8 protein-coding genes are annotated in these 12,371 nt (G+C 30.4%); 5 read left to right on the plus strand and 3 right to left on the minus strand.

The window, feature by feature from the left end:
* Positions 1-145 precede the first annotated feature (145 nt).
* A complete protein-coding gene (locus AABM47_RS07685; protein WP_338410345.1) occupies positions 146-1,408 on the plus strand; it encodes a pyridoxal phosphate-dependent aminotransferase family protein in 1,263 nt (420 codons plus the stop codon).
* Between the two features lie 77 nt (positions 1,409-1,485).
* Here the strand turns inward: AABM47_RS07685 and AABM47_RS07690 are convergent, their stop codons facing one another.
* Both AABM47_RS07690 and AABM47_RS07695 read right to left on the minus strand, forming a co-directional pair.
* Positions 1,486-2,604, minus strand: coding sequence for a GNAT family N-acetyltransferase (locus AABM47_RS07690; protein ID WP_338410346.1), 1,119 nt, complete (start codon positions 2,602-2,604; stop codon positions 1,486-1,488).
* 31 nt (positions 2,605-2,635) lie between these two features.
* A complete protein-coding gene (locus tag AABM47_RS07695; protein ID WP_338410347.1) occupies positions 2,636-3,610 on the minus strand; it encodes a transporter in 975 nt (324 codons plus the stop codon).
* Positions 3,611-3,720: 110 nt separating this feature from the next.
* On the opposite strand from AABM47_RS07695, the gene AABM47_RS07700 reads away from it, so the two are divergent.
* The 4 genes from AABM47_RS07700 (at position 3,721) to AABM47_RS07715 (ending at position 9,475) form a co-directional block, all read left to right on the plus strand.
* Complete coding sequence (locus tag AABM47_RS07700) at positions 3,721-3,984, plus strand: DUF4834 domain-containing protein (RefSeq protein WP_338410348.1); 264 nt, start codon at positions 3,721-3,723, stop codon at positions 3,982-3,984.
* Positions 3,985-4,069: 85 nt separating this feature from the next.
* Positions 4,070-6,505, plus strand: coding sequence for a YfhO family protein (locus AABM47_RS07705; RefSeq protein WP_338410349.1), 2,436 nt, complete (start codon positions 4,070-4,072; stop codon positions 6,503-6,505).
* Positions 6,506-6,634: 129 nt separating this feature from the next.
* Positions 6,635-7,930, plus strand: coding sequence for a glycosyltransferase family 4 protein (locus AABM47_RS07710; protein ID WP_338410359.1), 1,296 nt, complete (start codon positions 6,635-6,637; stop codon positions 7,928-7,930).
* Between the two features lie 72 nt (positions 7,931-8,002).
* Positions 8,003-9,475, plus strand: coding sequence for an oligosaccharide flippase family protein (locus AABM47_RS07715; RefSeq protein ID WP_338410350.1), 1,473 nt, complete (start codon positions 8,003-8,005; stop codon positions 9,473-9,475).
* Positions 9,476-9,479: 4 nt separating this feature from the next.
* Here the strand turns inward: AABM47_RS07715 and uvrA are convergent, their stop codons facing one another.
* Positions 9,480-12,272, minus strand: a complete 2,793-nt coding sequence (gene uvrA / locus AABM47_RS07720; RefSeq protein ID WP_338410351.1) for an excinuclease ABC subunit UvrA — start codon at positions 12,270-12,272, stop codon at positions 9,480-9,482.
* Positions 12,273-12,371: the final 99 nt, after the last annotated feature.

Consider the following 12,371-nt stretch of genomic DNA (forward strand, 5'->3'; position numbering starts at 1 on the left):
AAAAAATTAATAAATAGAATGTTGCAAAACGGCAAATTAATGTTGTTATAAGTGCTTTTATTGTTTTAAATACTCCAATAAAATAAATTATGTAGAGAGTTATTTTATTTGTAATTTTGCATAGTTTTTTAACAAAAAAGATATCATGGTAAAAGATTTATTTGAAAGAATTCAAAACAATAAAGGTCCACTAGGAAAATGGGCATCTCAAGCAGAAGGCTATTTTGTTTTTCCAAAATTAGAGGGAGAATTAGGTCCTAGAATGATGTTTAAAGGAAAAGAAGTATTAAATTGGTCAATAAACGATTATCTGGGTTTAGCGAATCATCCTGAAGTTAGAAAAGCGGATGCAGATGCAGCTTTACAATATGGTGCAGCTTATCCAATGGGTGCTCGTATGATGAGTGGGCATACTGATGCTCATGAACAATTAGAAAATGAATTGGCTGCCTTTGTACAAAAAGAATCAGCTTATTTGTTGAATTTTGGTTATCAAGGAATTATGTCATGTATTGATGCGTTAGTTTCTAAAAATGATATTATAGTTTATGACGTTGACGCACATGCCTGTATCATTGATGGTGTTCGTTTGCACATGGGAAAACGTTTTACATACCGTCACAATGATTTGGAAAGTATGGAAAAAAACTTGCAACGTGCTACCAAAATGGCAACAGAAACAGGTGGTGGTATTTTATTCATTACCGAAGGTGTTTTTGGAATGCGAGGTCAACAAGGAAAAATTAAAGAAATTGTAGCTTTAAAAGAAAAATATAATTTTCGTTTATTAGTTGACGATGCTCATGGTTTTGGTACTCTTGGAAAAACAGGTGCTGGAGCAGGTGAAGAGCAAGGTTGTCAAGACGGAATTGATGTATACTTTTCTACTTTTGCAAAATCTATGGCAAGTATAGGAGCTTTTTTAGCTGCTGATAAAGATATTATTGATTATTTAAAATATAATTTACGTTCTCAAATGTTTGCTAAATCATTGCCAATGATACAAACTTTAGGAGCTTTAAAACGATTAGAATTATTACGTGAAAGTTCAAGTTTAAAAGACAAACTTTGGGTAAACGTGAATGCTTTACAAAACGGATTAAAAGAAAAAGGATTTAATATTGGAGATACAAACACATGTGTTACACCTGTTTATCTTGAAGGAAGTGTTCCAGAAGCCATGGTTATGGTTAATGATTTAAGAGAAAACTATAGTATTTTCTTGTCGATTGTAATTTATCCGGTTATTCCTAAAGGAATTATTTTATTAAGGATGATTCCAACGGCATCACATTCTTTATCTGATATTGATGAAACCTTATCTGCTTTTGAAATTATTCGCGATAAACTTGTTAACGGAACGTATAAAGAAATAGCTGATAGAACAACAGTTGATCTAGACGCTTAAGTTTATAGTATTTAGAGTACTTTTTAATAACAAAAAATCCATTAGTAAATAGTTAATGGATTTTTTGTTTTATGTCTTTATAATTTTATACTATACGTTCGTCTTCGTTTGTTTATTTTTGTATTAAAATTTTTCCAAAGATTTAAAATAGCCGTGTTATCTTCTAACTCTGGTGTTCTGGTACAAGTATCTATTCCTTTAGCATGGCATGCTTTATATAATTCTTCAAAGAGGATTGAAGTAACACCTTTACTTTGATATTCTGGGCGAACCCCAATTAAGTAAAAAACAACTTCTTTAGACTTTTTTTTAGCTTTTAATAAATGATAGAATCCAAAAGGAAATAGTTTTCCATTGGCTTTTTTAAGGGCTTCGCTAAAACCAGGCATTACTATGGCAAAAGCAACCATATTATCATCTTTGTCAAGGACAAATTTTATAAATTCAGGATTAATAAAGCTAATATATTTCTTTTTAAAATACTTTTTTTGAATGTCATTAATGGCAACAAATGACTGCAGTTTTGCGTAACTATCATTAAATAAATCAAACATTTTATCTACATAAGGCATTAAATCTTTAGTTTTAGTAAAATTTAAGCTTCTTAGTCCGTATCGTTCTTTGATTAAAGAACTAAATTTTTGAAATGTTTCAGGGTTTATATTACTAAATGAAAAGGTGCTTTCTACATATTCTTTTTCTTTTGTTAAGCCTAGTTTTTCAAAATGATCTTTATAATAGGGCAAACTGTACCATGTGACCATGTTGCCTATTTGGTCAAAACCTTCTATAAGAACCCCAACTTTATCTAGATTTGAAAATCCAATAGGACCTTCTGCCATTTCTAAATTGTTTTTTTTTCCTAACTCATATACTTTTTCCAACAATGCTTTCGTAACTTGAACATCGTCTATAACATCAAACCAACCAAAACGCACTTTGCTTTTGCCTAGCTTATTTACTTCATCCCAATTGATAATTGCGGCTATTTTTCCAACTATTTTATTCTCTTTATAGGCCAAATAAAAATAAGCTTCAGCAGATAAAAACACAGGGTTTTTATCTTTATCAAAAGTTTCTAACTCTTCTTTTATTATAGGTGGAATCCAATAAGGGTTGTTTTTATATAAATCGAATGAAAACATTACGAAGTCTTTCATTTCTTTTTTAGACGTTGCTTCTTTTATAACTATCATTAAGATTAATTTTATATGTGCTCTATTGAGTTTATATGTTTGTTTTTTCTTTTTTTCTTTTATTCTTTTTAGATTCTCTTTCTTTAGCGCTTTTGTTGTTTTTATCTTTATTATAGTCCTTAGGAGATTTAATTCTCAATTCTCTGTAATTTTCATCAAATCGCCAAGACAAGCCTAAGCCACCATGCATAAGTGATGGTGTGTTTTTTATGTTTTTTGAAAACGAAGCGTCAACTTGCATGTCAGAAGTGATTAAAAAAGCAGCCCCTCCTCTAAAAACGTTATCTTTGTATACGCGGCTGCTGTATCCTTGATTTTCTATAAAAATAGACCATCGTTGATTTATACCGTGCGTTAAGGTTGAAATATATTCTAAAGAAGGAAATTCTGATGCAAATTTAGAGTAGATAAAATTATTAACTAAAACCCATCTTGTTCCTAAAGTGTTTTGTGTTATCAAAGTAACTTTGCCATCTAATTTTGATGTAGGTTTTGTTGAATAAAAGGCAAAAGGGTTTGTATTAGGGTTTATAATTACACCGGCATATGCAGCAACAGAAGGAAGTAATTGCCTCCATTTAAATCCTTGATTAGCCTTCCAACTTCTTATATTTGTTTTATGTTCGTAATATTTATTAGGGTCATATACTAAATACTTTACGCCAAATGTGGTTGATCGTATTGCGTTTCTTTTAAATTTTTCAATTGTACTTGTATAGATGTCTTCTTGATATTGAACTTCTGCTATTATTTCTAGTTCATCTTTAAACAAACCCCATCTTGCTGCAAAATCAACACCAAATCCAGTTGCATCATAACCTAACAAATCATGATTTTCATTGATTAAAAAAAAACCCGATTCTAACTGAATTACAGACTTGCCTACCGAGAAAGCCATCATTGATTTTCCGGGACGATTTGAGTTAATTACATCTGTGTATTGAGCGTAGGAAAAATCTGTAGAAAGTAAAGTTGTCAATATTAATACGATAGATATTTTTTTCATAAATCAGATATATAAGTTTTCAAAAGTAGTTATTTATCATAAATTTAAGAAACAAAATAGGGTTTTTAACTACTTATAATTGTAATTTTGAATTTTAAAATTTTAGTATAATGACAGAAGCATCTTTTTCTGGCTTTTTAAGAACAATAGCCATAATTATTTTATTTTATTATTTGTTTAAATTTTTAGTGCGTCTTTTTGCTCCTTTTTTAATGCAAAAAGCAATGAGTAAGTTGCAACAAAAAATGGAAAACCAGTTTAAGCAACAACAAAATCAAAATCAATCAAATGTTAATGACTCGACTCAAACCAAGGTAAACCCCCAAGAAAAGAAAAAAGTAGGCGATTATGTTGATTATGAAGAATTGGATTAATTTTTGATTAAACAATAACACAAAGGATATTTTAACAATATCCTTTTTTTATTTACTTTAGCGGTATTAAAATTTATATAAAAGAATGAAATATTTACAAAAATACAGCTCCCATTTACTAGCTGTTTTAGGCTTTATTATTGTTGCTGTCATTTATTTTTACCCTGTGTTAAAAGGCGAACAAATATATCAGCACGATATTGCCGAATATACAGGAATGGCAAAAGAGCAAAACGATTTTAGAATAGAAACCAATCAAGAACCTTACTGGACTAATAGTGCTTTTGGAGGTATGCCAACCTATCAATTAGGGGCAAAATATCCAAACGATTTCATTGGACAATTTGATGATGTTTTGCGTTTTTTACCTCGACCTGCCGATTATTTGTTTTTGTATTTTTTGGGGTTTTATATTCTTTTATTGGTTTTAAAAGTAGATCCGTTAAAAGCCTTTTTTGGAGCTTTAGCATTTGGGTTTTCTACCTATATGATAATTATTATAGGAGCTGGACATAATGCAAAAGCCCATGCCATTGCCTATATGCCTATGGTGTTAGCAGGTGTTTTACTGGTGTTCAAAAAACGATATGTTGTTGGGGGATTACTGACAATGATAGCAGCAGCCTTAGAAATACAAGCGAATCACTTTCAAATGACCTATTATTTGTTGATCCTGCTTTTAGTAGTATCCATCTATTATTTTATTGAATTTATAAAAGAAAAAGATTTTAAAGGTTTATCTAAAGTTGTTGGCGTTTTTGCCCTAGCAGGCTTTTTTGCGGTAGGATCAAATGCAACAGGATTGATGGCAACTTCAGAATATGCGAAATTTTCAACTCGAAGCGATAGTGAATTAACTTTTGAACCCAATGGTTCTAAAAAAGAAAGCTCTAACGCGATGAGTTATGAATACATAACTGATTATAGTTATGGAATTGCAGAAAGTTTAAATTTAATAGCCCCCAGACTTTTTGGAGGAGCTAGTTATGAAGATTTAGGTAAAGATTCTGAAATGTTTCAATATGTTTTGTCTCAAGGTGCTAGTGAAAATGACGCTAGCATAATTACCAAACAATTGCGAACGTATTGGGGTGATCAACCAGGTGTTTCGGGCCCAGCTTATATAGGAATTATAGTTTTCTTTTTGGCTGTTTTAGCTTTATTTGTAGAAAAAAGAAAAATAAAACATGCTTTACTAACGGGTATTATAGTTTCATTGTTTCTTTCTTGGGGAAAAAATTTCATGTTTTTAACAAACTTTTTCATCAATTATGTTCCATTATACAATAAATTTAGAGCTGTTTCGTCTATCCAAGTTATATTGGAATTATGTATGCCTGTTTTAGCTGTTTTAGGATTATACTCTTTTTACAAATCAGATGACACTCAAAAATGGAACGCTTTATGGAAATCAGGAGCCATAGTAGGTGGAATTTTAGTTTCCTTATTTTTATGCAAAGGTATGTTTGATTTCTCAGGTCCTTCAGACGGGGCTTATATAGAGTCTTATGGCTATGATTTTCTGCGTGTTTTAAAAGAAGATAGAGCAGCTATGTATTCTTCTGATGTAATGCGATCTCTTGGGTTTTTTGCACTAGTTTTTTTGGCAATGTATGCTTCTTTAAAGCATAAAATTACCCAAACAAATGCTGTTATCGTAATAGGATTAATTATGGTTTTTGATTTGGCTGTAGTAGATAAAAAGTATGTAAACAAAGATAATTTTAAGTCGAAACGAGAAATTGACATTCCTTATCAAATCACCGAAGCTGACCAAAACATACTTAAAGACAGCACACATTTTAGAGTGTTTGAAATTAATGGAAACATGAGCAGTGCACGTAGTTCATATTTTCATAAATCATTAGGTGGTTATAGTGCGGTTAAACCCCGAAGAATGCAGCAATTATTTGATTACCAAATTGCCAAAAAAAACCTTCAGGTTTATAACATGCTAAATACTAAATACATCATACAGAGCAATGAACAAGGAGATGATGTTGCGTTGCTAAACCCAGATGCAAATGGAAATGCTTGGTTTGTTAAAAAAATTATTCAAGTAAGTTCTGCTGATCAAGAAATGAAAGCTTTGGATAGTTTGAGAACCAAAGATGAATTGGTTTTAGATGTTTTAGCGAAAAGCGGACACGATTTTAAAGGAGCTACAAATATTTCAAAAGATTCTCTTTCCAAAATTGACTTAATCCAATACAAACCCAATCATTTAAAATATGCATCTACCAATTTAAATGATGGTTTTGCAGTTTTTTCTGAAATGTATTATAAAAATGGATGGATAGCAACAATAGATGGGAAAGAATCTCCAATATTTAGAGTAAATTATGCTTTAAGAGGCTTACAAGTTCCGTCAGGAAAGCACATCATTGAATTTAAATTTGACCCCAAAGTTGTAAAAACAGGAAGTACAATTGTATTGTTTAGTTCTATTGGAATGTTGTTGTTATTAATTGGTGGAATTTATTTTGAGAGTAAAGAAGAAAGAGTAAGCAAGAAAGAGTAGTTTAAACCTAGTTAAGCTGAACTTGATTCAGCATCTTAAAATAATTAAGAAGCGGAATCAAGTTTAGCTTGATAAAAAACACATAATAATTTTTGAATGTAGAATTTTCAATTTTTTAACAAAAACAAACTGAAACCAGAAAAACAAAAAATACTAATCATCACTTATTATTGGCCTCCAGCTGGTGGGCCAGGAGTGCAGCGTTGGTTAAAATTTGTAAAGTATTTGCCTAATTTTGGAGTTGAACCATTTGTTTATATTCCAGAAAACCCAACTTATCCTTTATTAGATGAGAATTTGCTTAAAGAAGTTTCAGAAAAGGCAACAATTATTAAAAAACCTATTTTTGAACCTTATGGCTTGGCTTCTTTTTTGTCGAAAAATAAAACAAATAAAATCAGTTCTGGAATTATTTCTAATAAGAAAAAACAATCTTTTATTGAAAAAGCATTACTTTGGATAAGAGGAAATATGTTTATTCCTGATGCACGAATATTTTGGGTTAAACCCTCTATAAAATTTCTCTGCAACTATATTATAGAAAACAATATTGAAACCATAATTACAACTGGTCCACCTCATAGTGTGCATTTAATTGGACTGGGTTTAAAAAAACAAAATAATATTAAATGGATTGCAGATTTTCGAGATCCTTGGACTACGATTGGCTACCACAAAGCACTAAAATTATCTAAAAAAGCGGCTCAAAAACATAAGGATTTAGAAAAAGAAGTGATGAATAGTTGTGACCAATTAATCGTAACTTCATCAACAACAAAATCAGAATTTGAACAAATTACTTCAAAACCAATTGAAGTAATAACAAACGGTTATGATTTTGAAGAGGTAGCAAAAAAATCGATGGATTCTAAATTTACTTTGGCACACATAGGTTCGTTTTTATCAGAAAGAAATCCAAGAATTTTATGGAAATCTTTATCAGAATTAGTACATGAAAATAAAGCATTTGCAAACGATTTTCAACTGAAATTAATTGGAGCCGTTAGTAAAGAAGTTTTAGAAACCATCAAAGAATTTAGATTAGAAAACTATGTAAATTATTTGGGTTATGTTTCACACAAGGAAGCTTTACAAGAACAAAAAAGTTCGCAAGTTTTATTGTTAATTGAAATAGATTCAGAAGCCACAAATTGTATTATTCCAGGAAAATTATTTGAATATATGGTTTCTAAAAGACCTATTTTAGCCATTGGCCCCAAACAGGCGGATTTTAAAAACATCATTAATGAAACCAACACAGGAACATTCTTTATGTATGATGAAAAAGAGGCTTTAAAATGTCAAATAAAAATGTATTACAATCATTTTAAACAAAACACATTACAAGTAAATGCCATTGGTTTGGAAAAATACAACAGAAAAGAACTAACCGAACATTTATCTAAAATTTTAAAAAAAATATAGTATCTGAATACTTTTTCCGTTGGCTAATGCCAAACGACAATTTATCAGTAAACTGAAACAGAACGCTAAAAAATGGGAATAGTCTTAAATCAGTCCTTAAAAAACACAGTTATCACTTACATTGGTTTTGCCATTGGAGCTGTAAATACGTTGTATATGTACGTACATTTTTTGGGAGATACATATTATGGCTTGGTTGCTTTTATTTTGTCAACGGCAAATATTATGATGCCTTTAATGGCTTTTGGAGTTCACAATACGGTGGTTAAATATTTTAATGAATATAAAACAGAGGATGAAAAATCTACTTTTTTAACCTTTGTATTATTTCTTCCTTTTTTGTTGATAATTCCGTTTTCGTTGATTGGATATTTTAGCTATCATCAAATTGCAGAATGGTTGTCTGTTAAAAATTCAATTGTTTATGATTATGTATGGCAAATTCCAATAATCGGACTTTGTATGGGTTATTTTGAAATATTTTATGCTTGGGTAAAAGTTCATATGCAATCGGTTTTAGGTAATTTTATTAAAGAAGTTTTTATTAGAATATTAGTTACAATTAGTCTTTTATCCGTTTATTATAATTGGATAACTCCAAAAGAGTTTGTGTATTCTTTAATGATAATTTATTTGGTATCCATGATTATCATGAAAATATATGCTTTTAAAGTTAGATTTCCTTCTTTTAAGTTTAGATTTCCTTTTAATTATAAGGCAATTATTACTTATAGCTTGTTCATTATTTTAACTGGTGGAATTGCCAATTTGTTTTTAGAAATTGACAAATTAATGTTAAATAGCTATGTTGATATTGAAAATATTGCTTACTATTCTGTGGCAATATTTATAGCGACTGTAATTGCTGTTCCAAGTAGAGCCATGCATCAAATTACGTATCCAATTACGGCTAAATTGATGAGCGAAAACAAACATGACGAGCTAAATGACTTATATAAAAAATCTTCAATTACACTACAAATTGTTGGTGGTTTAATATTTTTAGGCATTTTGGTTAACATTAATCAATTGTATTTATTGTTACCAAAGCAATATTCTGGTGGTGTTTTTGTAGTTTTTACCATTGGGTTGTCAAAATACTTTGATTTAATTTTAGGCAACAATAATGCTATTATTTTCAATTCAAAATATTATAAAATGGTTTTATTTTTAGGTGTATTGTTGGTTACCACAGCCGTTTTGTTAAACATGATTTTTATACCCCTGTACGGATTAAATGGAACTGCCTTCGCTACAATGATAGCCATTACGATTTATAGTTTAGCCAAATTATTATTTGTAGTAAAACGAATGAATTTATTTCCTTTTACACAAAAAACTATTATTGCCTTTGGGGTTTTAATAGCTTGTTTTTTACTCTTTTATTTTTGGGAATTTTCTTTTCATCCGATTGTAAACATGGCTTTAAAATCAATATTGGTAACAATAATTTACATGTCTCTAAGCTATAAATTAAAATTATCTTTGGATGTTAATCAAGTTATTGTTTCAGTATTTAAAAAAATTAAAAAGAAATTTTATTAACTAATTACAACTTCATCTTCAAATACTTTCCAGTAACCGAATTTTTGTTTTTAGCAACTTCTTCGGGTGTGCCAAAAGCCATTAGTTTACCTCCAAAAACACCACCTTCTGGGCCAATGTCAATAATGTAATCGGCACATTTAATTAAATCTAAATTGTGCTCAATTACAATAATTGAATGTCCTTTTTCGATTAATGCGTCAAAAGATGCTAATAGTTTTTTAATGTCGTGAAAGTGTAAGCCTGTTGTGGGTTCGTCAAAAACAAATAAGGCTTTGTCTTTTATGGTGCCTTTTACTAAAAAAGAGGCTAATTTAATACGTTGAGCTTCTCCACCAGAAAGGGTAGAAGAGGATTGTCCCAATTGTACATACCCTAAACCAACATCTTGCAAAGGTTGTAGTTTTTGAGTAATTTTCTTTTGTTCAAATTTGGTAAAAAAAGTTAAAGCTTCATCAATAGTCATTTTTAATAAATCATCAATATTTTTATCTTCAAATTTAGCTTCTAAGACTTCTTTTTTGAAGCGTTTTCCATTACACATTTCACATTCTAAATGCACATCAGCCATAAACTGCATTTCAATAGTAACCGAGCCGTCGCCTTTACAGGTTTCGCATCTTCCGCCATCTACATTGAATGAAAAATGCTTGGCTTGGTAATTTCGCAATTTAGAAACTGATTGTTTGGCATATAATTCTCGAATATCGTCATACGCTTTTATATACGTTACAGGATTGGATCGCGAGCTTCTTCCAATAGGATTTTGATCTACGTATTCAATATGTTTTATATGCGCATAACTGCCTTCTAAAGCTGTAAATTGTCCTGGTTTTTCACTAATTCCTTCCAATTTTTTTTTGATGGCAGGAAATAAAATCTTTTTAACCAATGTACTTTTACCACTTCCTGAAACGCCAGTTATTACAGTCAAACAATCTAAAGGGAAGGTAAAATTTTGATTTTGAAGATTGTTTTCTCTTGCTCCAATAACATCAATATGATTTTTAAATTTTCTGCGTTTTTTTGGAACTTCAATTTGTTCTAGACCATTTAAATATTTAGCAGTTAACGAGTCTGCCTTCAAAATTTCTTCATAGGTTCCTTGCGCTACTAAATACCCTCCATTTGTGCCTGCTTCGGGTCCAATATCTATAATCATATCGGCAGCTTTCATAATATCTTCATCATGTTCTACAACGATAACAGTATTGCCTAAATCACGTAAGTTTTTTAAAACTTCAATCAATTGTTCCGTGTCTTTTGGATGTAAACCAATGCTGGGTTCGTCTAAAATATACATAGATCCTACTAAACTACTTCCTAATGAGGTAGCCAAATTAATGCGTTGAGATTCTCCTCCAGATAAAGTAGCTGAATTTCTGTTTAACGTTAGATAGCTTAAGCCAACTTTGTTTAAAAATTCCAATCTGCTGTTAATTTCGATTAATAATCGTTTACCAACAATAGCGTCATAGGTGTTAAGCTTCAGTTCTTTAAAAAATTCAATTAAATTTAATATTGGCAAATCAACTAAGTCAGATATGTTTTTGCCTGCTATTTTAACATAAGTTGACTCTATACGCAATCTTTTTCCTTTACAAGAATGGCATTTGGTTTTTCCACGATAACGTGAAAGCATAACTCTATTTTGAATTTTATAATTTTTTTCTTCTAATTCAGAAAAGAACGTATGTAAACCTGTGAAGTAGTTATTTCCTTCCCAAATTAGTGCCTTTTGTGGTTCTGAAAGTTCAAAATAGGGTTTGTGAATAGGAAAGTCAAATCGATATGCATTGTTGACCAATTGATCTCTATACCAACTCATACTTTCGCCTCGCCAAGGAAAAATAGCATTTTCATAAACCGACAAAGCCGTGTTTGGAATTACTAAATCAATATCTATACCTATGATACTTCCGTAACCTTCACACGTAGGACAAGCTCCATAAGGATTATTAAAACTAAATAAATGAATATTTGGCTCCAAGAAATTCATTCCGTCAAGGTCAAAATTATTGCTAAATCCAACTCTTTTATTTGTATTTACTTCTTGTAAATAACAGGTTCCTTTTCCTTCAAAAAATGCTGTTTGAATAGCATCTGCCAAACGATTCATAAACTCCTCATCATCTTTTTTAACAACAATTCTATCGATAATTAAAAGCACTTCATTTTTAACAAAGTTTAATTCTTCAATAGCGTCTAAACGGATCATTTCGTTGTCAACTAAAATACGAGCAAAACCTTGTTGCAAAAGAACTTTTAACTTGTCTTCTATAGTTCTACCTTCTTCTAAATGAATAGGACTTGCTAAAAGCCATTTAGAATCAGATTCTAAGCTTTTAATATAGGTTATTACATCGGCAATAGTGTCTTTTTTAACTTCTTTTTCAGAGACCGGCGAAATAGTTTTGCCAATTCGTGCAAATAGTAATTTTAAATAATCATAAATTTCTGTGGAGGTACCAACAGTTGATCGAGCATTTGTGGTATTTACTTTTTGTTCAATAGCTATTGCAGGAGCTATACCTTTTATATAATCTACTTTTGGTTTGTCTAAACGACCTAAAAATTGTCTAGCATAAGAAGATAAACTTTCAACATATCTTCGCTGCCCTTCTGCATATAAGGTATCAAAAGCTAAACTCGATTTGCCTGAGCCCGATAGGCCCGTAATTACAACTAATTTATTGCGGGGTATAGCTACATCAATATTTTTTAAATTGTGTAGTTGTGCTCCTTTTATTAAGATATTTTTTTTAGGTTCTAATTTTGAAAAATCGGTTTTAATCATAGCATTTTGTTAAGAAATGCAAATTTACATAAATAATGCCACTAGACATAAATATTTAGAAAAGGAATATCATAAATTTTCTCAAAGTATAATGGTTCG

This window comes from uncultured Flavobacterium sp. (assembly GCF_963925415.1).
In the GTDB taxonomy this organism is placed as follows: domain Bacteria; phylum Bacteroidota; class Bacteroidia; order Flavobacteriales; family Flavobacteriaceae; genus Flavobacterium.